The following is a 22585-nucleotide window of genomic DNA, read 5'->3' as shown; positions in this document are numbered from 1 at the left end:
AAATGGGTTTCGAATTAAAAGAGCTGCTTCAGGCGCCATCATCCGGCATTCCCCGGTTTGTTTCAGCAAACGATGTAAAGGATATTAACGCTTTGGCAAAGCTGGCTTTAACCTACAAGGCAGATCCGTTCATGCATAAAACATTGGGGCTTAATAAACGCATAGGCCTGTTATTTCTTAATCCCAGTATGCGTACCCGTTTAAGCACGCAAATTGCCGCGCAGAACCTGGGCATGGAAGCCATCGTGTTTAATGTAGGCAGTGAAGGCTGGGCTTTGGAGTTTGAAGATGAAGCCATCATGAGCGGAAATAAAGTGGAGCATGTAAAAGACGCGGCTCCCATTATGGGCAAATATTTTGATATCCTTTGCATCCGTACTTTCCCTTCTTTACAAAACCGGGAAGACGATTACAGCGAGTTATACATCAATCAATTTATTAAATACGCCGGCATTCCTGTAGTGAGCCTCGAAAGTGCCACATTACATCCTTTACAAAGCTTAACGGATATTATAACCATTACCGAAATTCTGCAGAATCAAAAACAACAAACCACAAATCGCAAACCCAAAATTGTACTTACCTGGGCGCCGCATGTAAAGGCCTTGCCACAATGTGTAGCCAACAGCTTTTCGCAATGGATAAACGCATGGGGGGAAGCCGATTTTACGATCACCCATCCTGAAGATTATGAATTAGACGAGCGGTTTACAAAGGGTGCTACGATAATACATAACCAGGAAGAAGCGCTGAAAGCTGCCGATTTTGTATATGTAAAAAACTGGAGCACCTATAACGATTATGGAAAAATATACTGCAACGATCCGGAGTGGATGCTTACAAATGAAAAACTAACGTTAACCAACAGCGCAAAAGTAATGCACTGCCTTCCGGTAAGACGCAACGTAGAGCTAAGTGACGAGATATTAGACGGCCCCAATAGTATTGTTACACAGCAGGCTTCCAACCGCGTGTGGGCAGCGCAGGCTGTTTTGTCGGAAATATTAACCCCCATCCCCTAAAGGGGTGCTGGCAAGAGCAAAATAATTTGCATAACTACAAAATGAAGAAATAATTAATAATTTGACTCTTACATTAGCAGCAATATCGCAAACTATACAGAAGCTTACAAGCCCCCCTTTAGGGGATGGGGGCAAACCATCGCTTTACGTAATTAAAATAGGAGGGAATATCATTGATGATGAAGAAAAGCTTTCTTCCTTTCTTGAATCATTCGCTGCGCTCCAAACAGGCGCTGCATTTATACTGGTGCACGGTGGTGGAAAGTTAGCAACCCGGCTGGCGGAAAAGACGGGCATTCCACAGCAACTGATAGACGGCAGAAGAATTACCGATGAAGAAACCCTTAAGATAGTAACTATGGTGTATGCCGGTTACATCAATAAAAACATTGTGGCCCGCTTGCAGGCCAATGGCTGCAATGCCATAGGACTGAGCGGCGCGGATGGCAATGCTGTTCTGGCGCACAAAAGAATAGTATCCGGAAATACGGACTACGGTTTTGCAGGAGATGTGGATGAGGTGAATGCCAGGTTGCTTAGCACCCTGCTGGAACAAAATTTCGCCATAGTGCTGGCCCCCATTACACACGATAAAAAAGGACAACTGCTTAATACCAATGCCGATACCATTGCGCAGGAAACGGCCAAAGCGCTCTCCGATATTTATGATGTAACCCTTATCTATTCGTTCGAGAAGAGCGGCGTGCTGCTGGATGCCGGTGATGATACCACGGTTATTACAACCATTAACCCTGCTTCCTACCGGCAATTAAAGCTGGAACAAAAAATATTTGCCGGCATGATACCCAAATTAGATAATGCTTTTGCAGCCCTCAGCAGTGGTGTAAAAAAAGTGGTGATCGGGAAAGCGGAAGCATTAACACAACTGCTTGCCGGTAACGCAGGCACAACCATTACCAATGAGTGAAACCATTTCCATATTAGCCGGTGAAGCCGTCCTTTTATTAAAGCAACTGATCGCCGTTCCTTCATTCAGCAAAGAAGAAGATCAGACGGCCGGGCTGATCGGTTTGTTTTTTGCTAAAAAAGGAATACCCCATTTCCGCATTGGCAATAACATATACGCAACCAACAAATACTTCGATGAAAGTAAACCTGCTATCCTGCTCAATTCCCATCACGATACGGTAAAGCCCAATAAGGCCTATACGCTGGATCCTTTCAGTCCTGTTGAAAAAGACGGTAAATTGTATGGACTGGGAAGTAATGATGCCGGCGGTCCGCTGGTATCGTTGCTGGCCGCTTTTTTGTTTTTTTACGACCGGCCGGGATTGAAATATAACCTCGTATATGCAGCCAGCGCAGAAGAAGAGATTTCGGGGAAGAACGGTATTGAGCTGTTGCTTCGTACTCCATCTTTCAATCCGCCTCAAAGACAGTGGGCCTTTGCGTTAGTAGGCGAGCCTACGCAAATGCAAATGGCGGTAGCCGAAAAGGGACTGCTGGTAATAGATTGTACTGCCACCGGCATTGCCGGCCATGCCGCGCGGGAAGAAGGAGACAATGCCATTTACAAGGCCGTAAAAGATATAGAATGGTTCAGGTCTTTCCGCTTTCCGCGGGTATCTGACTTTCTCGGCCCGGTAAAGATGAGCGTAACCGTTATTGAAACCGAAAATAAGGCGCATAATGTGGTGCCATCACAGTGCAGCTTTGTAGCCGATATAAGGGTAAATGAATTGTATACCTTTGAAGAAATACTGGATATCATCAAAAGCAATGTAACCTGTGATATACAACCCAGAAGCCTGCGCCTGAGATCGTCTTCCATTGTCCTGGATCACCCTATTGTTAAAGCAGGATTAGAAGCGGGCAGAACCTGTTATGGCTCTCCCACAACTTCAGATAAGGCATTGATACCTTTCCCGGCGTTAAAAATAGGGCCGGGCGATTCGGCCAGAAGTCATACGGCAGATGAATATATATATGTTGATGAAATAAAAGAAGGGATCGCACTATATGTGAGATTGCTGGAAAAGGTGTTGTAGAATAAGTTACAGGGTGCAGGGAAATATGTAATGTGCCAAACATTTGTTTTGTATTTTTATTGAAATAATTATAGAAGAATCAGGAAAGAATATGAATCACTTAGTAAAAAAATTAAAGTATATATTGAGTGAGTTTCGGAAAACCTTAACAAATTTCCTGTATCCAAAACCCGAGACACCTGTATTCCCACCCTGTAACCTGAAACCTGAAACCTGTAACCTGTAACCTGCAACTTGTAACTTACACACATGAAACTCTGGCAAAAAGATAACGCGTCTACCAACGAGCTGATTGAAAAGTTTACCGTAGGCCGCGATAAGGAATTTGATCTGCTGCTTGCCCGCTACGATGTGCAGGGCTCTGTTGCCCATGTAAAAATGCTGCAGCAGGTGGGATTGATGACCAAAGAGGAAGGAGCATTGGCTGTAAAAGAATTGGAAAATATCCTGGAAGAAATTGACCAGCAAAAATTTACTATAACGGAAGGCATTGAAGATGTGCACTCACAGGTAGAATACCTGTTAACCCAACGCATAGGCGAAGCAGGGAAGAAAATACATAGCGGCAGAAGCCGCAACGACCAGGTAGCTGTTGATTTAAAATTGTACCTCAGGGCAGAAATCCTGAACATAAAAGACCAGGCAAAAAAACTGTTCGATTTGTTGCTTGCCCAAAGCGAAAAATATAAGGACAAATTATTACCCGGCTATACCCATTTGCAAATTGCGATGCCCTCTTCATTCGGTCTATGGTTTGGCGCTTACGCCGAAAGCTTAACGGATGACCTGGAAATGCTGGCAGCCGCTTATCATGTGGCCAATAAAAATCCATTGGGCAGCGGTGCGGGTTATGGATCTTCCTTTCCATTGAACAGAACACTCACTACACAGCTCCTGCAGTTTGCCGCTCCCAACTATAACGCCGTATATGCACAAATGAGCCGTGGCAAAACGGAAAAGATAGTGGCCATGGGCCTGAGTACGGTGGCAGCAACCTTAAGCAAGCTCGCAATGGACGCCTGTTTGTATATTAACCAGAACTTCGGCTTTATTTCTTTTCCCAATGAACTTACTACCGGCAGCAGCATCATGCCGCACAAAAAAAACCCTGACGTATTTGAGCTGATCAGGGCAAAATGCAACCGCATACAGGCAACACCCAATGAACTTACCCTGCTTATCAATAATTTACCATCGGGTTACCACCGCGATCTGCAGCTTACCAAGGAAATATTATTTCCTGCCATAGAAGAATTAAAAGCGTGTATCCAGATGACGGTGCTGATGTTGTCCCATATCAGTGTGAAGGATCATATACTGGATGATGAAAAATATAAATACCTGTTCAGTGTGGAAGCAGTAAATGAGCTGGTCAATAAAGGCGTTTCTTTCCGGGATGCTTATCGCCAGATAGGAAATGATATAGAAAATGGCGTATTCAACTTTGATTATAAAAAGCAACTCCATCACACACATGAGGGAAGCATAGGAAATTTATGCAATGATAAAATTGCGGAGGCAATGGATAAGGTATTAGGTAAGTTTATGTAAACAATTTGTTCCGCATGCGTATATTCATTCAAAGCAGGAACAGCGTTGTTTTTTAATTCCTGACAAGCATCATTCGATTATCTGCCGGGAATCATTCTTTTATTTCATCAACATGCTTATGTTTGAGGTTTGATAACAATTAAAATTTACGTGTCATTTAAAAACATTGGATCATGAAATTTCGTATTGAAACGCCGGGGCATCGCGCCAGTCCTTCTTTAAAAGCCTTTGTAACGCAGAAACTGAGTTCGCTCGACAGATACTATAAAGACATCCAGGAAATAGAAGTAACCCTGCTGAACGAAGTAAAAGGCAGTAAGGAAGTGGTGAACTGCACGCTGAATATCCGCATTCCGGGAAAGGATGAATATATTAAAACCCGGTCCGGTATTTTTGAAGACGCTGTTTTAAAAGCGGCGGAAGCGGCTAAAAGAAGACTCCGCATCCGCAAAACACAATTGCAACTGGCTAAGAAAAGCAAATCGCCGAACAGGAAAGTTTCGGCAAAGTCTGCCAGCAAAAAGGCATAAGGAAAGTCACTACCTCCATAATATTAAAAAGCCGGCATTCCCTATACCGGCTTTTTAATTGCCTTCGCTATTGTTGCCGGCCACCGGCATTTCTCTCCACGCGAGTTTATCAGGATAGCTATGAATCCCCTATCTTCGCAGCGAAAATTCTACCCGCATGCAACAAAAGTTCAAACGTATTCTGCTTAAACTATCCGGAGAATCACTAATAGGCAACAGCAGTTTTGGATTGGACCCTGACATTCTAACGAATTTTGCTACGGCAATAAAGTCGGTGCATGAGGCAGGCGTGGAGGTGGCTATTGTAATTGGCGGCGGTAATATTTACCGCGGTATGAACGAATCGGAAACAGGGATAGAAAGAGCGCACGGCGATTATATGGGTATGCTGGCTACAGTTATTAATGGTATGGCTTTACAGGCATCGCTTGAAAAAGCAGGCTTATTTACCCGCCTGCTGAGCGCTATTAAAATGGAACAGATTGCCGAGCCCTATATCCGCAGAAGGGCTATCCGCCATCTTGAAAAAAAGCGGATCGTTATTTTTGGGGCCGGCACCGGTAATCCCTACTTTACTACAGATACAGCAGGCTCATTAAGGGCAATAGAAATAAAAGCAGACGTAATTTTAAAGGGAACAAGAGTGGATGGCATTTATACAGCCGATCCCGAAAAAGATCCATCGGCCACCAAATACGAAACCATCAGCTTTAAGGAATGCATTGATAAAAACCTGAAGGTGATGGACATGACCGCCTTCACGCTCTGTATGGAAAACAAATTACCTATCATTGTTTTTGATATGAATAAACCAGGCAACTTACTCCGCGTGGTAAATGGCGAAAAAGTAGGCACGCTTGTAAATTAACTAAACAGGTACTGCACATCTTCTTCCGTAAGCAACTTGGCAAAACCCTCTTCTGCCGAAACCAGGTCTTCGGAAAGTTTCTTTTTCTTTTGCTGCAGATGGATGATCTTTTCTTCAATCGTATCTTTACAGATCATTTTATAGGCAAACACGTTTTTCGTTTGACCAATACGATGTGTACGGTCTATTGCCTGCGACTCCACGGCAGTGTTCCACCAGGGATCAAATAAAAAAACATAATCGGCGGAAGTAAGCGTAAGCCCTGTATTACCGGCTTTAAGACTAATCAGAAATAGATTTACCTTATTATTGGTTTCCTGGAAAGCATTTACCATTTCCGTTCTTTTGGCAGGAGGCGTTTGTCCGTCGAAATGATAAAAAGCCAGTCCTTCCTTTTTACATTCGGCCGCCAGCAGGTGCAGCATAGAGCTGAACTGTGAAAAAACCAGCGCTTTATGATTACCCAGAATATTATGCAGCTCATCCATTAATACTTCCGTCTTCACAGATTCAGTACAGGGTTGCAGTTCACTATCCGGCAAAAGCAACGGGGAACTGCATACCTGCCGTAGCTTGGTCATGGCTTGCAAAATAGAAAGCTTACTCTTTGCCAGCCCGCTTTTTTTAATCTCCAGGAAAATGCTGCTGCGCGTTTGCGCTAAAATCTCCTCATACACGTTTCTTTGCGCCCCATTCATTTCACACCATAAAACAGACTCGGTTTTCTCCGGCAGATCCTTTGCTACCTGCTCTTTGGTACGGCGCAATATGAATGGCGCGGTAAGCTTTTTTAACGTGGCTATTTTATCTTCATCCTGGTTGTTATCTATAGGGTCCGCGTATTCTCTTTTGAAGAACTCGCGGCTTCCGAATAAACCGGGCACAGCAAAATTAAGCTGCATATACAGGTCAAACGTGTTGTTCACTACCGGGGTACCGCTTAAGGCCAAACGAAAAACGGCCCGCAGTTTCATTACCGCCTGTGCTATCTGGGTAGCCGGGTTTTTTATATTATGGCTTTCATCAATTACGGCAACTCCGTAAGCCTGCTCACTGATCAGATCAATATCGCTGCGCATGGTATGGTAAGTAGTAATAATAACCTGCGCCTGCGGATCCGTAAGCTGTTCCTTTTGCCGTAAGGCGCCGTGATACACAACAGCCCGTATGCCCGGGGCAAAGCGTTCCAGCTCCTGCTGCCAGTTGTACACCAGCGAAGCCGGGCAAATAATAATATGCCTTGACGCGGGATGCCTGTTCATGATATAAACGATTGCACAAATGGCCTGCAGCGTTTTCCCCAACCCCATGTCATCGGCCAAACATGCGCCGGCGCCTATTTCATTTAATAACAGCATCCATTCATATCCTTTTTGCTGATAAGGCCGGAGCGTAGCATTTATGTTTGCCGGAGGTGCATACAATTGTTCCCCGTTTGATTGCCACTGCTTCCAGTTCTGCCACCAGCTATTTTGAATAGCCAGCTTCAGCTCAGGTGTTGCCATTGCAGCGTCCTGCTTTGCTACCGCCATCCAGCGCAGCACTTCAATGGTATTGCCTTTTACCTTACCATGTTTAACAATGGGTGCGTATTCACCCAACCATTCTTCGCCGAGTACACCCAATGCTCCGTCTTTTAATAATATCGCTTTTTGCCCGGCTAATAACATGCGCTGCAATTCATTCAGTGGCACCTTTTCCTTCCCGAACAGCAATTCCATTTCAAATAACAGGAGGTGCTCATCTTCACTTATCCGCTTTAAGGTAGTTTGGGCCATATGCGAAGAATAGCGGAAATGCCGCAGCATATCCATACCCGTTATTTCAATATCCATACGAAGCAACTGGTGATATGCTTTTAAAAACCATTGCTTTTTTTGCGCTTCAGCAAAAGACAGGTAAAAATAACCGTTGCGCTGGTTGATAAAATTAGGATGAAGGTCAACCAGCGTTTGGATAAAATGCCTTTCCGATTCCTTATTTCTCTTCATCACCCGGATAGCGCCTTCTGCTTTCACTTCAAAGCTATCCTTCCATTCACCATCAATCAAATGTCCGTCATACAGCCATTGCGGGGTAAGCATTAAAAATGCATTATTCAGTTCGCTTAACATAAGGCGGTGGGCGGGAGTCACCGCAAGCTCCTGTTTAAGGAAATGATTGTTCCGGTTTACGGTATAGCGTTCCTCCAGCGGAGCCAATACGTGCATGGCAAACAGATCCGGCGCGTTTTCGTACTGCATCCAATTTACAGACTGCAGCTTTTCGAGGGTAAGATAATCGGTGAAAGACAGTATAAAATATTCGTTTTTGCTTTCCAATAAAAAATGGGTGCGATTAAATATTGATACCGGGTAAACGCTGTTATGAACAAGCACATTGATTTTCAGGCGAATTCTTTCCTGCTCCTTTGTTACTTCAAAGGATAGCCCTGGTTTAAAGCTGCTGAAGCTGCAGGGGGCAGTAAGCAATGTTTTTTTACCCGGCTGCTGCTTTTGATGATACCATTTTATCAATGGAAAATAGGGATGCAATGCATCAAGCATTCTATGCCAGTATTTGATATAGCATTGAGAGGAGAACCCGTCAAATGTTTCCTCTTTGTGCTTTAACGCAAACGTTTTTTTTATAGCCGTATGGGTTTCGGCCAAAGCCTCCGCGCAGCAATTCATCAGTATATCTTTGGCCGGTTTGGGGTAATCCCTGAAAGCTTTTCTTACCACCGTCCATTCCAGGATTTCCGTGCTGTAACTTATCGCTTTATTTTTTTTATCAATTTTCAGTACACTCAACGCCGGCTTCCCTTCCGGTATAATCCATGGAGAGAGCAGCAATACGGCACGCACATTTTTTTCCATTTAAAAATAGTATTACAGCCAGATACAATGCTGCAAAAATAAAATGAATGATGCGGTAAAAGCAGGTATGTGTTAAATAAAAACAATCCTGTTTGCCATTACCTTTGTTGCTCCGATCATCAAACCGTTTATACATTATGAAGAGTGAAATAGCCGGAATCCGCCATCATTACTCAAAGCAGGTTTTACTTGAAACCAATGCAGACTATAATCCCATCAAACAATTTAGTAAATGGTGGCAGGAAGCCGTGCATGCCGAAATTGATGAAGTAAATGCCATGACCCTTGCCACCGCTTCCCCCGATGGCATTCCTTCGGCACGGATCGTTCTGCTAAAGGATTATTCTGAAAAAGGATTCATGTTCTTTACCAACTATGAAAGTTTTAAAGCGCAGCAGTTAGAAAGCAACCCCAAAGCCTGCCTGGTTTTTTTCTGGAAGGAGCTGGAAAGACAGGTAAGAATTACCGGCCTGGTAAACCGTGCATCCCCGGTGGAAAGCAACACGTATTTTAACTCCCGCCCGGAAGACAGCCGCATCGGAGCTTTTACATCGCCGCAAAGCAGGGTCATAGAAAGCAGGAACTGGATAGATGAACAATTTGAAAAAAATAAAAAATTGCTATCCGGCAAACCTATCCCAAGACCCGACTATTGGGGAGGCTATATTGTTCGCCCGATCATTATAGAATTCTGGCAGGGAAGACCCGGCCGGCTACACGATCGCTTGCAGTATACTTTACAAAACAATAACGAATGGAATATAGAACGCCTTGCACCGTAGGAGGTTTGAGGTGTAAGGTATAAGGTATGAGGTATCACATACCTGCACCCTGCAACCTGTAACAAGCCGCAAACTTCCAAACCATAAACGCTAAACATCCAAACTAATAGGGGTCCTATTCCGGTTTTTTCTTTTCAACCTTAGCCTTCGCAGGCTTAGCCGGACGGCTTTTGCCAAATGATCCCTGTGCTATTTTTCCTTTCTTTGTTTTTTTATCACCTCTTCCCATAATATTGATATTTATTGTTTTTAAACAGATTGTTAATTACCCGGCACAAAAATAAAAAAAGCAAGATACAACCGGTGCATCCTGCTTATAATGTTCTAAAGGCTGGAATTACAACTTTGCAGATAATTCTTTACCAGCTTTAAAGCGGGCAACTTTTTTAGCTTTGATCTTAATAACAGCGCCAGTTTGCGGGTTGCGGCCATTACGTGCAGCACGTTTGGAAACAGAGAAAGTACCGAAGCCAACAAGGGTTACTTTACCACCGCCTTTCAGGGTTTTGGTAACCGCTTCAATAAAAGAATCCAATGATTCGTTAGCCTGTGTTTTTGTGATGCCTGCATCATCTGCAATCTTTGCGATTAATTCAGCTTTGTTCATGATAGAGCGTTTTAGAATTTATTTAGGAAAAACAAATATAGATGCTTTTTGCATCCAACAAAATTTTTTTGAATTTTTATTACGCACGCCGTTTCCTTTCCGAACCCGCATGGGATAAGGATTATACGGGAAAAGCCAATGCCTGCAAAATGGGAATAAAACCATAAAATAAACGCAAAGCCCTGCTGGAACTGTGTTTCACGCCAAAATGGCTGAAATGCTTGTGCATTAAGGGTTTTAGGGGAATTTACAATAAATTTCAATGCTTCAAATTCTTTTTAATTCTTTTCCACAATTAGTTCACAAGCTGCATAACCGTTCGGAAGGCGATACATTGATCACCCCATTTTGCTATCGCTTTTTTTTGCAGGGAAGCAGCAAACCTGTCCATATACTGCTCGTACCGCTGCCGGGAGGAAGTGAAATACTGAATAGTAAAGGTTATACCTTCTGTATCGTCCTGGTCAAGTAAGCGGTACTTCTTAAAGGAATCAAACAAGCCTGTGGCCATTATTTCGGGAATATGCTCATGCGTTTGCCATTGCAACCATTGCTTTTCAATATGGGGAATAATTTTTGTAGTAATGTTATATACGATCATCTTAAATCTTTATTTCTAAGTATACCGGGCAGTGATCGCTGTGTTTTACATCCGGGTATATTTCAGCAGCAACTAACTGATCTTTCATGCCTTCTGTTACATTTATATAATCAATGCGCCAGCCTTTATTGTTTAAACGAACAGCGGGAAAACGCTGGCTCCACCAGCTATAGCGATGGGGCTCCGGATGAAAGACGCGGAAAGTGTCTATCCATTGCCGGTCAAAAAAACCATCCATCCATGCCCGCTCTTCAGGCAAAAATCCGGATGATTTTTTATTGCCTTTCGGATCATGAATGTCTATCTCTTTGTGAGCGATATTATAGTCGCCGCACAAAATCAATTTCGGGTATTGTACGCGCAGCCTGCCGAGATAAACAAAAAACTCCTCTAACCACGCATACTTAAAATGTTGCCTTTCCTCTCCGCTCGTTCCGGAAGGAAAATAGGCGTTGATGATCCGGATATCACCAAAATCGAGCTGCAAAACTCTTCCCTCATCATCACTTACTTTATGCTGCGTACCATATTCCACATAATCGGGCTTTATTTTGGTGAAGACGGCCACGCCACTGTACCCTTTCTTTTGCGCACTGAACCAGTAGTCGTAATAGCCCAGCTCATTAAATTGGGCATGATCTATATTTTCCCTCAAGGCCTTGGTTTCCTGCACACAAATAATATCGGCAGGATCGGTTTTCAGCCAGTCTAAAAACCCCTTTTTAATTGCCGCCCTGATGCCATTAACGTTATAGGAGATAATACGCATACTGTTTAATTACAACCGCAAACACCTGATAAAACGAATGGGCAGATTATAAAGCGGCGCGCTTACCCACAGGTAAATTCACCCCAACGCTCAGTATCATTTCGTATGTACCAAAAGCATGCTTTGCGGTTCCTTTATAAATTTTGAGATTGGAATAACGGGCATAATCCAACTTGTTAGCATACTCTATGAAAGCATATGTAAAGAAAGTGGCTTTAACCGTTGCTTCCAGGCCCACATTCCATCCGCCTAACTGGAAGTTAGGTTTATTTGCCTCGCCAAAAAAACTGTTCTCTACGTGCGGGATCACAGGGCCTATACCCGCTTTACCCAAAAAATCTAATTTCAGCTTACCGTCTTTAGTAGAAATGAGCTCAGATCTTTTTACCAGGTTGAACAACAAAAAATTAGCCCCGTTGTTCAGGTAATAATAAAAGCCATCGTCTTTTGAAAACCGCACCGTAGTATCTATAGCTTTTCCATTGCGTTTTCCTGTAATGGAGGCATCCTGGCCATCTTCAAAAATAAATTTGGTATGATCAAAATTAATCTCCACGCCCCAGCCTTTTTGAGGATTAAAAAAATAGCCCAGCCTGTAGTTGTATTGTGGTATGGAAATAGCTTTGCGCAGCAGCCCGTGATCCCAGCCTTTCTTATCATGTCCTTTAATACGGTTAAAGGTATAATCGTTGCCTAATTCGGGCTGATTAATATGCACATTACTGCGGGTATACCATTCGGTGTTGTATCCCCACGAAAGATACCATTCGCTTTTAGGATATGTTTTTCCGTTTTGTGCGCCAGCAACGGAGGAGAAAAAGATCATTCCAAGAGCGATCAGAAAGGATCCGGGTTTTTGTATGCTCATAATTCCAGTAGCTTAAACTATTTTACCTCGCACGCTTCATTACTCAATTGTGGCTGCGAAATTAGGTAAATACAATTAAAACTAGCTGTTAACGGTATGTGCTATCTTTTATTTTCTGTTTTCTGTTTGTATCAAATACAGCCCGCAATAAAGCTTTGCACAAGCGGGCTATTGCCTGCCTGCAGGAATGATTGCTGTGGAATGCTTTTTAAAAAATGTGGCAAGCTGTTCAATATGATCGGTATTGATATAATCCACCTGCATCTGCATAAATACCTGCCAGGTATGCGGATTATCCGGGCAACCCCAGAAACGGATCCGTTTATGTAAGCCATGTGCTTTTTCAATAACGGTAGTCAGTTCCTTTTTTTCCCTCACCGGAATATCTCCTTTGCCATTCCACTTGGAATACTTCCTGAAATTATCACTGAATATGGCTATACGGCTAATGTGTTGAATATGCTCCGGGTTATTGATATTACCATCAAAATAAATATACGCGGGGTATTGATCAAAAGCAGATGGCGAAGGCTGGTTGCCTGTAATGACGAACTGTACAGCAGTAGTTTCTGTTAGTAAGGGATATTTTTCTATAATAGCCATTACTTTTTTGAGTGTAACTAACGCTTCGGTTTTAAGATCTATCAGTAAAATCACTTTCCGGGTAGTATCTTTTTGCACCTGTAAAGCTTTGTACAGCGGTTCTATATAATCCCGCTCAAAAAAGAGGGGTTTTGAAAAAATATCACTGTGGTTATGCCCTACATACAGGCTGTCATTTTCCAGTATCACGTCTGCTTCAATAGAGCCAAAACCAAGATGATAAGCCTGTATAAAAGGAATATTGTGCTCGTAGTCGTTATGTGCATGGCCATTAGCTGCAGTATATGCTATGGTTTGACCATATCCCGTATAAAAGGCAAAAATGATTACTACAAAAAAGAGCGGATGTTTCAGGGAGAACCGTTTCATGATCGTTTATTTGTTAAATAGCAATGCGCTATGCCTGTTAAAGCTTAAAAGTATAAAAGATTATGCAGGCCAACCTTCAAAACCGTACCGCCTGTCATCAAAAAAAACCATTTATCTTTTAAGCGATAAAAACTTTCTTAGCTGAAAAGTCTTTCAAATCCTTATCTGTATTGAGTTTGAATCTATTCAAGCAATCTATCCACTACCAACTACTAAAAATAAAATGGTACTATGTATTGCATAGTATTAAATAAGTATTTATCTTTGTTCCGGAAGATAGCAAAATCGCCATAAATAGCTGATCAGGCATAAAAGGATAGAAGTACTTATAGATGAATAAAAGCATGTGGCGGTAAAGATTGGTACAACAAATTTGTTAACGTTCTGCTTTGCCCGGCCGGAAAAGCAGGAAAAATCCCTGAGATTATGAATATCGAGAACACGCAGAGCCAGATGAGGAAAGGGGTACTGGAATTTTGTATCCTGTCTATAATTAAGCGTGGAGAGGTATATCCGAGTGATATTATAGAGGAAATGAAAAGGGCCAACCTTAATATTCTGGAAGGAACACTTTACCCCTTATTAACGCGATTGAAAAATGCAGACCTGCTTACCTATCGCTGGGTAGAGAGCACGGGAGGACCTCCCAGGAAATATTTTTCACTAACTGATAAAGGGGCGGGGTTTTACGCTGAGCTACAGGCAACATGGAATGAACTGGCAAATGCGGTACATGCGTTAACACAAAATGAACAGGCTATTGCTACAAACCCCAACAACTTCAACCAATAAAAATTGAACTGATCATGAAAAAGGTAATAAATATAAACTTTCAGGGAAGGGTGATACCCATTGAAGAAACGGCTTATGAAACGTTGAAGCAGTATGTAGAAAGCCTGCGCCGCTATTTCGCCAATGAAGAGGGTAAAGATGAGATCATCAATGATATTGAGAACCGTATTGCGGAGTTGTTTGATGAAAAACTAAAGAAGGGTTCGGTTTGTATTACCGATGAAGATGTGAACGTGGTAATGGCAAGTATGGGCAGACCCGAAGATTTTGAGCAGGAAGAAGCTGCATATGCTTCGGGCACAGCAACAAATGCGGGTACGGGCAATTATACGCAATCGGCTATACCTGAACCTGCCCCTGCACCACGCCGGCTTTACCGTGCAGAGAACGACAGGGTACTGGGTGGCGTATGTGCCGGGGTAGCCAATTACCTGAGAATTGATCCGGCAGTGGTACGTATTATTTTTGCGCTCATTGCTTTCGGCGGGTTTGGTTTTGGTTTTTTATTGTATATCATTTTATGGATCATATTACCTTCAAAGCCATTGCAAACCAATGTGCGCAAACGGCTTTACCGCGACCCGGATAACAAAATGGTAGGCGGTGTGGCAGGAGGGCTGGCTGCTTATTTTAATATAGATTCATGGATCCCACGGTTGCTATTTCTTTTGCCTTTTATGCTGAGCTTACTTCCTAATTTGTTCAGCGGTTTCTGGTGGCACTGGAAGGCCCCCTGGGTGGCATTTAGCGGGCTAGGCGGTACCTTCTTCATTACGTATATTATCCTTTGGATCGTTTTACCCCGTGCAGTTACCGCCAGTGAGAAATTAGAAATGCGTGGTGAAAAGATTGACCTGGAAAGTATTAAGAATACGGTACAGGAAGAACTGCAGAATGTAAAAGGCCGTGGTGAAAAAATGGGCGCTGAATTTAAAGAAAAGGCTAAAGATGTGGGACAGGAGATGAGCAGCACCATACAGCAGAAAACACAGGCGTTTGCATCGGAGGTAGGACCCCTTGCTCAAAAAGCGGGAACGGGAATAGGGAACGCGATAGGCGTGTTGTTTAAAGCCTTCTTTCTGTTCATTGCCGGTATAGTAGCTTTTGCATTGCTCATCGCTTTAATTGCCCTGCTGTACAGCGGTATCGGAATATTTCCCCTGAAGAACTTCTTATTAGAAGGGTTTTGGGAAAACTTTTTGGTATGGAGTGTGTTAACGATGTTCATTGGTGTTCCTATCATTGCTTTTATAGTATGGATCGCCAGGCGCATGATGCGGGTAAAATCAGGAAATCCTTACCTGGGTTATGCTTTTGGAAGCCTTTGGATAATTGGACTGGTTAGTGTGTTTGTGCTTATAGGAATGATCAGCCGGAACTTCAGAACAAAAACAAGCGCCACGGAGCAGGTTAGCATTACGCAGCCATCAACCGGAAATATGATTGTAAAAGTATCTGACGGAAAGATAAGATACTATAGCAGCGAATGGTTTGACGGAGAGCTTCCTTTTCTATCTATGAATGAAGACAGCATGCTGCTGAATACCGTTAGGGTAAAAGTGGTAAAAAGCGGCGACTCTTCCTATCATATTCAACTGGTAAAACTTGCAAGAGGCAACACCCCGGCAATAGCCGAAAAAAATGCAGGCAATGTACATTTCCCTTTAACACAAAATGACAGCGTGATCGTTTTGCCAAAAGGATTTCCCATATCTAAGGAAGATAAATTCCGCAATCAGCAGGTGATGCTGGTAGTTGAAGTACCGGTTGGTAAAAAAATAATGATAGACAGGAGTGTAGACTGGTTCGACTGGTTTGATATTAATATTGACCGCAGAAGAAGATGGAACATTGACTGGGATGAAAGATGGGACAACGCTTATTCATGGAGAAATAATGTGCAGTATATTATGACTGCGGAGGGACTGGAAAGAATGGATAGGAATGAAGAAGATAAAGGGAAGCTGAAAAGCGGAAAATTCAGGTTCAAAGCAGATGACAATAGTGTAGAAATAGAGGCAGAAGGCGAAATGGATAGTGGCAGGGGCACTTACCGCTACAAAAAGGAAGGCGATTCCATCCTCATTGAAAAAGGGAAAAAGCCCGCTCCCCCCAGGTCGCCTGCACCACCTCCTGCAGCGGTTCCGGAAAGAAAAACTTCGGTTTCCATAGATAACGGTAAAACAGAAAAAGTAGTAAAAGCCGGGGCCCGGGAAGATCTGCACAGCCCTTTTCATTTTCTTTCCGGCCGTTAATAAATCACATACCCGAAAGATCGTTTCAATAGGAAAGGTTGAAGTTGAAACAAACCTGCCCTGCAAGATAATATTGCGGGGCAGTTGTTTGTGGTGAGTGGTAAAAGTGGTAAGTGGTAAGTTGTGAACACCCTGAAAGAAGTCCCCATGCCTCACACCTTCATACCTCATACCTCATACCTCATACCTCATACCTTATACCTTATACCTTATACCTCACGCCTCACGCCAGATACGCATATACCAGTAAATGGGAAATCCTATCATATTTGCGAATATGAAAACAAAGATCCAGATCAGCCTTTCATTACTATCTATCGTTTTATTATTAACTACATGCACTATATAATAAATGAGCAGTCCAAAAGAAAATATCCCCATCAGTGCAGCCAGAATGATTATCCGGATCATGTTACCTAAAAAATAATCAGGCATTTCACCGGGATTTGCATTACCAAAACCTGCAGTTCCTATCATATGTACAAAGAGACCAATGAACCATACAAAATAGCCGAGCAGAAAAACGAAAGGTAAAAAACTCAGTACGCCCAGTACTATTTTTCCTGATTTTGACATGACTGTAAATTTACAGGTAAGTTACAAAAAGAAAATAGCAGTGCAGCATCAGCAATGCTGACATATTTTTCGTACATTTTGCTAAAATTGTCATTATGAATTTTATTATCCGGCTATTAGTAACCGCGGCGGTAGCCTATGGGCTGGCCTACCTGCTGAAAGGCATTCACATTGATTCGTACTGGACCGCATTGATTTTTGCACTGGTGCTGGCCATTGTTAATCTCATTATCCGGCCGCTGCTGGTTATCCTTACCATTCCCCTGACTATTATAACGCTCGGACTTTTTTTATTCGTTATCAATGCCCTCATGGTGCTGCTTGCAGCCAAAGTGGTGGACGGCATTACGATTGACGGGTTCTGGTGGGCATTATTGTTCGGCTTGCTGCTTTCTGTTGTTTCTTCATTGCTGCTCAGCAGCAAAAGCGAGTAAAGCAATAAAATACATATGCAGGTAATATCATAATGCCCATGCAAATTACGTTTACCACTAAACGTAAAGCCATTAAAAAGCAGAAACAACATTTTGATAAACCGGCATATTTCAAAAAACCAATAGGTTTGTATATGCGTTTTGCTCAAAAGAACTTTACGGCAACTCAGTTAGAACAGTTCTACAGGTCTTTATTGCTTCCCCGCATGATAGAGGAAAAAATGCTGCTGTTATTACGGCAGGGCAAAATCAGCAAATGGTTCAGCGGTATAGGGCAGGAAGCCATTGCCGTGGGCGCTGCCCTGGCTATGGAAAAGGATGAATGGATCATGCCCTTGCACCGTAACCTGGGTGTGTTTACTACGCGTAATATGCCACTGAGCAAACTTTTGATGCAATGGCAGGGTGCAAAAAACGGCTATAGCAAAGGCAGGGAAAGAAGTTTTCATTTCGGCAGCAGGGAACACCACATCTGCGGAATGATCTCCCACCTTGGGCCGCAGATGGCTGTAGCAGATGGAGTAGCACTGGCATATCAATTAAGAAAAGAAAATAAAGCAGTGCTTGCTTTTTGTGGCGAAGGCGCTACCAGCGAAGGCGATTTTCATGAAGCATTGAATATTGCAGCCGTATGGGACCTCCCTGTTATTTTTTTAGTCGAAAACAACGGGTACGCACTAAGCACACCGGTGCAGGAACAATTCAGGTGCGAAAGCATTGCCGGCAAAGCGAAAGGCTATGGCATGGAAGGGATCCAGATTGACGGTAACAATATTCTTACCGTATACGATACGATAAAGGGAGTAAGGGAATACTGCATTGAGCGTCAGAAACCTTACCTGGTGGAATGCATGACCTTTCGTATGCGTGGCCATGAAGAAGCAAGCGGTACAAAATATATACCGGAAGCATTATTTGCAACGTGGGAACCTAAAGATCCCGTGCATAATTTTGAACAATGGCTGCTGCAGGAAAACATATTAACCACCACCGATATTGAAAGCATCAAAACGGAATTCAAAACCTACATTGATGCCGAAACAGAAAAAGGATTTGCCCATACCGCTATTGTTCCGTCAACGCAGGAAGAGGTGGATGATGTGTATGCAGAACGGATAACATTCGGAGGTTTTACCACAGCCATTATAGACAACGATGCAGCGCTTGAAAACGCCCGCTTTAATGTACGGGAAAAGCGGTTCGTAGATGCCATTTCCGAGGGCATATACCAGAGCATGCTCACCCATGATAACCTTATCCTGATGGGGCAGGACATTGCAGCATACGGAGGCGCCTTTAAAGTAACAGAAGGCTTACTGAATAAATTTGGTAAAGACCGGGTGCGCAACACACCCTTATGTGAAAGCGGGGTTATAGGCGCCGCATTAGGATTGAGCATTGAAGGATTCAAAAGCATTGTGGAAATGCAGTTCGCCGATTTTGTAACGGCAGGGTTTAACCAGATCGTAAATAACCTGGCTAAAATACATTACCGCTGGGGGCAGAATGCCGACGTGGTGATCCGGATGCCTACGGGTGCGGGTGTGGGCGCAGGGCCCTTTCATTCGCAAAGCAATGAAGCCTGGTTTGTGCATACACCCGGTTTAAAAGTAGTGTATCCTTCCAATGCCATGGATGCAAAAGGATTATTGATAGCGGCGGTGAATGATCTTAACCCCGTGATGTTCTTTGAGCACAAAGCACTATACCGCAGCATAAGCGGACCGGTGCCGGAAGAAAACTATGAAATACCGATCGGTAAAGCGCGGTGGGTGGAAGAAGGCGAAGACATTTCCATCATAACCTACGGGGCAGGCGTACACTGGGCGCTGGAATATGCCGCCCAACATATGGATACATCGTTCGACATCCTTGATCTGCGCACCCTGCTGCCCTTGGATTACGATGCCATCCGCGATTCCGTTTCACGCACCGGCAGGATACTCATCTTGCATGAAGATACTTTAATGGGTGGCATAGGGGCGGAGATCAGCGCCTGGATTCAGGAAAATTGCTTTTCCCTGCTGGATGCCCCCGTTATGCGCTGCGCTTCTTTGGATACACCCGTACCTTTTAATGCTGAGCTTGAAAAGAACTTTCTTGCCAAATCCCGTCTGCACCAGTATGTTCAGCAGTTGATGCATTATTAAACGTTAATGCGCTTCCAGCCAGTTCTCTCCTTCGCCTATTTCCGCCACAACGGGCACATCGTTGGGCAGGATCATAGCGGTTTGCATGGAGTCAATGATCATTGCCTTTAATTCAGCGGCTTCTTCCCTCAGCGCGTCAAAGATCAGTTCATCATGTACCTGCAGGATCATCCTGCTCTGCATCTTTTCTTTTTTAATTGCGGCATACACTTTTTGCATGGCGAGCTTGATCATATCCGCCGCGCTGCCCTGTATAGGCGAATTAATGGCGTTTCGCTCGGCAAAGCTGCGCACGGTAAAATTAGCCGAATTGATATCCCGCAGCCAGCGCTTACGTCCCATCAGCGTTTGTACGTAACCGTTTTCGCGGGCAAAATTGATGGTATCATCCATATACCTGGTAATGCCTGCAAACTCTCTTTTATAATTGTCAATGATCTCCTTTGCTTCGGTACGGCTGATACCCAGGTTATCTGCCAGCCCAAATGCACCCTGCCCGTAAATGATACCAAAGTTTACACTTTTGGCTTTATACCGCTGCTCCTTGGTTACCGCAAGCTCTTCAACGCTATATACTTTTGCCGCTGTAGCCGCATGAATATCTTTACCATGCCGGAATGCATCACACATGGCAGGATCGCCGCTAATAGCCGCCACAATGCGCAGCTCAATCTGCGAGTAATCGGCAGAAAGCAATATATGCCGGTCATCCCGCGGCACAAAGGCCTTCCTGATCTCCCTGCCCCTGGCTGTTCTTACGGGTATGTTCTGCAAATTGGGATTATTGCTCGCCAGCCTCCCGGTAACGGCCACTGCCTGGGCGTAGGTAGTGTGCACCCTGCCTGTTTTGCGGTTAACCAATTGCGGCAAAGCGTCTACGTAGGTGGATTTCAGTTTGGTCAGCTCGCGGTAAGCTAAAATATCTTCTACAATCTTACTGCTTTGCGCCAGCTTCAGTAACACATCTTCACCCGTGGCATATTGTCCTGTTTTTGTTTTTTTGGCTTTGGGATCTAACCGCAGCTTTTCAAAAAGCACTTCTCCCAATTGTTTTGGGGAAGCCAGGTTAAACCGAACGCCGGACTGCTGGTATACATTTTCTTCTGCCTGCTTCGCTTCTTTTTCCAGTTGGGCAGCATATTGGTTTAAAAAATCCGCATCAATCCTTACGCCTTCAAACTCCATAGCGGCAAGCACTTTTACCAGCGGATTTTCTACTTCATAAAAAACCTTATCTACTTCTTTCGCTTTCAGTTCGGGCTCCAGCGCCAGTTTCAACTGCAGGGTGATGTCTGCGTCTTCAGCGGCATACTCCGTTATCTTTTCCAACTCAACATCCCGCATATTGCCCTGCTGCTTACCTTTTTTCCCGATCAGCTCTTCAATGTGCACCGGTTCATAACCCAGATACTGCGCGCTCAGTAAATCCATGCCCCGCTTTCCATCGGGCTCAATTACATAATGCGCCAGCATGGTATCAAACAGCCCGCCCTCTATTTCTATCCCATACCATTTTAAGACCAGCATATCGAACTTAATGTTCTGCCCTATCCATGTGATATCCTTTTTGGAAAACAAAGGCTGGAAATGATTAAGTACAGCCAGTGTTTTTTCCCTTTCGGGCGGGCAGGGAATATACCAGGCCTCACCGGGTATCCACGAAAAGCTCAATCCAACAAGTTCCGTATCATTTGCATCCAGTCCCGTTGTTTCCGTATCGAAACATATTTCGCGCTGCACTAATAACTTTTGTACAAAGGCTTCCAACTCCTGCTCCTCTTTTATGGCAGTATAGGAATGCGGCGTGTTATGAATATTCTTTCCTTCGGGCAAAGCGTCCGTAGAAACCGCTTCGTCATCTGTTGATTTTTTTTCAGGAGGCGTACTTGCTGCAACAGCCTGCACCTCTGTATTTCGGAACAGGTCGGTTTGTACAACCCCTGTTGTATTTTTCTCACGCCCGTTCCTGGCGGCAACAGGCAATGCTTCTCCCAAAATCCTTTGCGCTATGCTGCGGAACTCCAGGCTCGTAAATACGTCCATTAGCAGTTCCCGGTTCCAGTCTTTTAATTTAAAATCGGCTTCGTGAAAAGTGACCGGCACACTCGTTATAATAGTAGCCAGCTTTTTACTCAGTATGGCCGCATCTTTTCCGTTTCTTATCTTTTCCCCCAGCGCACCTTTTATGCCACCGGCATTCTCAAGGATATTTTCTAAGGTTCCGTATTCAGCCAGTAATTTAGCCGCTGTTTTTTCACCCACACCTGCAATACCCGGAATGTTGTCTACCGCATCCCCCATCAACCCCAATACATCTATTACCTGATCCACCGTTTTGATATTCCATTTGGTACATATTTCCTCCGGTCCCATTATTTCCACATCACCGCCCTGGTAACCGGGCTTATAAATTTTTATTTTATCGCTAACCAACTGTCCGTAATCTTTATCGGGCGTTACCATAAATACTTCGTACCCCGTATTGGCCGCCTGTATGCTTAACGTGCCGATAATATCATCCGCTTCATACCCATCGAGCTCAATTACGGGAATATTGAACCCCTGTATAATACGTTTAATGTCGGGTAAAGCGCTTAGCAGATCTTCAGGCGCTTCCTGGCGGTTGGCTTTATAGTCCGCAAAATCAGTATGGCGTTCCGTGGGGGCGTGCGTATCAAAACACACGGCCATGTGAGATGGCTTTTGGTTGTTGATCAGCTCCACCAGTGTATTGGTAAACCCAAACTGGGCATTGGTATTACGCCCCTTCGACGTAATGCGCGGATTACGGATCAATGCATAATAAGCGCGGAAAACCAGCGCCATAGCATCTAAAAGAAATAACCTTTTACTCATGCCGCTAAGGTAATTGTTTTGGATTTGAGATTTGAGATTTATGCAGGTTACATGTTTCAGGTTGCAGGGTTCATGGGAAATTCGT

20 protein-coding genes are annotated in these 22585 nt (G+C 43.8%); 11 read left to right on the top strand and 9 right to left on the bottom strand.

Translation table 11 applies throughout. The features are described 5' to 3' along the window. Positions 1–2 precede the first annotated feature (2 nt). The 6 genes from PLE34_RS12070 to pyrH all read left to right on the top strand — a co-directional run bounded on the left by PLE34_RS12070 (position 3) and on the right by pyrH (position 5980). Positions 3–1022, top strand: a complete 1020-nt coding sequence (locus PLE34_RS12070; protein ID WP_324557280.1) for a Rossmann-fold NAD(P)-binding domain-containing protein — start codon at positions 3–5, stop codon at positions 1020–1022. Positions 1023–1083: 61 nt separating this feature from the next. Beyond that, a complete protein-coding gene (gene argB / locus PLE34_RS12065) occupies positions 1084–1950 on the top strand; it encodes an acetylglutamate kinase (protein ID WP_324557278.1) in 867 nt (288 codons plus the stop codon). Beyond that, entirely contained in the window at positions 1943–3031 is a 1089-nt protein-coding gene (locus PLE34_RS12060; protein ID WP_324557276.1) for a M20 family metallo-hydrolase, read from the top strand. Before argB ends, PLE34_RS12060 begins: the two co-directional genes overlap by 8 nt. A gap of 249 nt (positions 3032–3280) precedes the next feature. Then, positions 3281–4582 (top strand): argininosuccinate lyase, encoded by a 1302-nt coding sequence (argH, locus tag PLE34_RS12055; protein ID WP_324557273.1) that lies wholly within the window; start codon positions 3281–3283, stop codon positions 4580–4582. 173 nt (positions 4583–4755) lie between these two features. After that, positions 4756–5112, top strand: a complete 357-nt coding sequence (locus tag PLE34_RS12050) for an HPF/RaiA family ribosome-associated protein (protein WP_324557271.1) — start codon at positions 4756–4758, stop codon at positions 5110–5112. A gap of 157 nt (positions 5113–5269) precedes the next feature. Beyond that, the gene (gene pyrH, locus PLE34_RS12045) at positions 5270–5980 is read left to right on the top strand and encodes a UMP kinase (protein WP_324557268.1); all 711 of its coding nucleotides are present in this window, start codon (positions 5270–5272) and stop codon (positions 5978–5980) included. Here the strand turns inward: pyrH and PLE34_RS12040 are convergent. After that, positions 5977–8838: a DEAD/DEAH box helicase gene (locus PLE34_RS12040; protein WP_324557263.1), complete on the bottom strand. Its 2862-nt coding sequence runs from the start codon at positions 8836–8838 to the stop codon at positions 5977–5979. The two genes, pyrH and PLE34_RS12040, sit on opposite strands and share 4 nt — an antisense overlap. A gap of 137 nt (positions 8839–8975) precedes the next feature. On the opposite strand from PLE34_RS12040, the gene pdxH reads away from it, so the two are divergent. After that, complete coding sequence (gene pdxH / locus PLE34_RS12035) at positions 8976–9620, top strand: pyridoxamine 5'-phosphate oxidase (protein WP_324557261.1); 645 nt, start codon at positions 8976–8978, stop codon at positions 9618–9620. Between the two features lie 115 nt (positions 9621–9735). Here pdxH and PLE34_RS12030 read toward each other — a convergent pair whose 3' ends face one another. From PLE34_RS12030 to PLE34_RS12005, 6 genes are all read right to left on the bottom strand, one after another. After that, entirely contained in the window at positions 9736–9849 is a 114-nt protein-coding gene (locus PLE34_RS12030) for a 30S ribosomal protein THX (protein WP_324557258.1), read from the bottom strand. Between the two features lie 108 nt (positions 9850–9957). Next, complete coding sequence (locus PLE34_RS12025) at positions 9958–10227, bottom strand: HU family DNA-binding protein (protein WP_324557255.1); 270 nt, start codon at positions 10225–10227, stop codon at positions 9958–9960. A 295-nt stretch (positions 10228–10522) separates the two neighbouring features. Continuing rightward, positions 10523–10828: a DUF4286 family protein gene (locus PLE34_RS12020; RefSeq protein ID WP_324557252.1), complete on the bottom strand. Its 306-nt coding sequence runs from the start codon at positions 10826–10828 to the stop codon at positions 10523–10525. A gap of 1 nt (position 10829) precedes the next feature. Then, positions 10830–11597: an exodeoxyribonuclease III gene (locus tag PLE34_RS12015; protein ID WP_324557249.1), complete on the bottom strand. Its 768-nt coding sequence runs from the start codon at positions 11595–11597 to the stop codon at positions 10830–10832. A 46-nt stretch (positions 11598–11643) separates the two neighbouring features. After that, the gene (locus tag PLE34_RS12010) at positions 11644–12465 is read right to left on the bottom strand and encodes a hypothetical protein (protein ID WP_324557247.1); all 822 of its coding nucleotides are present in this window, start codon (positions 12463–12465) and stop codon (positions 11644–11646) included. A gap of 168 nt (positions 12466–12633) precedes the next feature. Continuing rightward, positions 12634–13437: a PI-PLC domain-containing protein gene (locus PLE34_RS12005; protein WP_324557245.1), complete on the bottom strand. Its 804-nt coding sequence runs from the start codon at positions 13435–13437 to the stop codon at positions 12634–12636. 426 nt (positions 13438–13863) lie between these two features. Between PLE34_RS12005 and PLE34_RS12000 the strand changes: the two genes are divergently transcribed. Further along, a complete protein-coding gene (locus PLE34_RS12000) occupies positions 13864–14229 on the top strand; it encodes a PadR family transcriptional regulator (RefSeq protein ID WP_324557244.1) in 366 nt (121 codons plus the stop codon). Positions 14230–14243: 14 nt separating this feature from the next. Further along, positions 14244–16484, top strand: coding sequence for a PspC domain-containing protein (locus PLE34_RS11995; RefSeq protein ID WP_324557243.1), 2241 nt, complete (start codon positions 14244–14246; stop codon positions 16482–16484). A 216-nt stretch (positions 16485–16700) separates the two neighbouring features. Here the strand turns inward: PLE34_RS11995 and PLE34_RS11990 are convergent, their stop codons facing one another. Continuing rightward, the gene (locus tag PLE34_RS11990; protein WP_324557240.1) at positions 16701–17060 is read right to left on the bottom strand and encodes a PLDc N-terminal domain-containing protein; all 360 of its coding nucleotides are present in this window, start codon (positions 17058–17060) and stop codon (positions 16701–16703) included. Positions 17061–17155: 95 nt separating this feature from the next. Between PLE34_RS11990 and PLE34_RS11985 the strand changes: the two genes are divergently transcribed. Both PLE34_RS11985 and PLE34_RS11980 read left to right on the top strand, forming a co-directional pair. After that, positions 17156–17494 (top strand): phage holin family protein, encoded by a 339-nt coding sequence (locus PLE34_RS11985; RefSeq protein ID WP_324557238.1) that lies wholly within the window; start codon positions 17156–17158, stop codon positions 17492–17494. Between the two features lie 134 nt (positions 17495–17628). Continuing rightward, positions 17629–19644 carry an alpha-ketoacid dehydrogenase subunit alpha/beta gene (locus PLE34_RS11980; RefSeq protein ID WP_502875873.1) on the top strand — a complete coding sequence of 672 codons (2016 nt, stop codon included), beginning with the start codon at positions 17629–17631 and terminating at the stop codon, positions 19642–19644. Positions 19645–19647: 3 nt separating this feature from the next. Here PLE34_RS11980 and polA read toward each other — a convergent pair whose 3' ends face one another. Beyond that, on the bottom strand, positions 19648–22500 hold the full coding sequence (gene polA, locus PLE34_RS11975; RefSeq protein ID WP_324557233.1) for a DNA polymerase I: 2853 nt from the start codon (positions 22498–22500) through the stop codon (positions 19648–19650). Positions 22501–22585 lie beyond the last annotated feature (85 nt).

It is taken from the genome of Agriterribacter sp., assembly GCF_035445465.1.
Classification (GTDB): Bacteria; Bacteroidota; Bacteroidia; order Chitinophagales; family Chitinophagaceae; genus Agriterribacter.
Note: the sequence above shows the minus strand (reverse complement) of the source record. Positions and strands in the feature narration are given on the sequence as shown.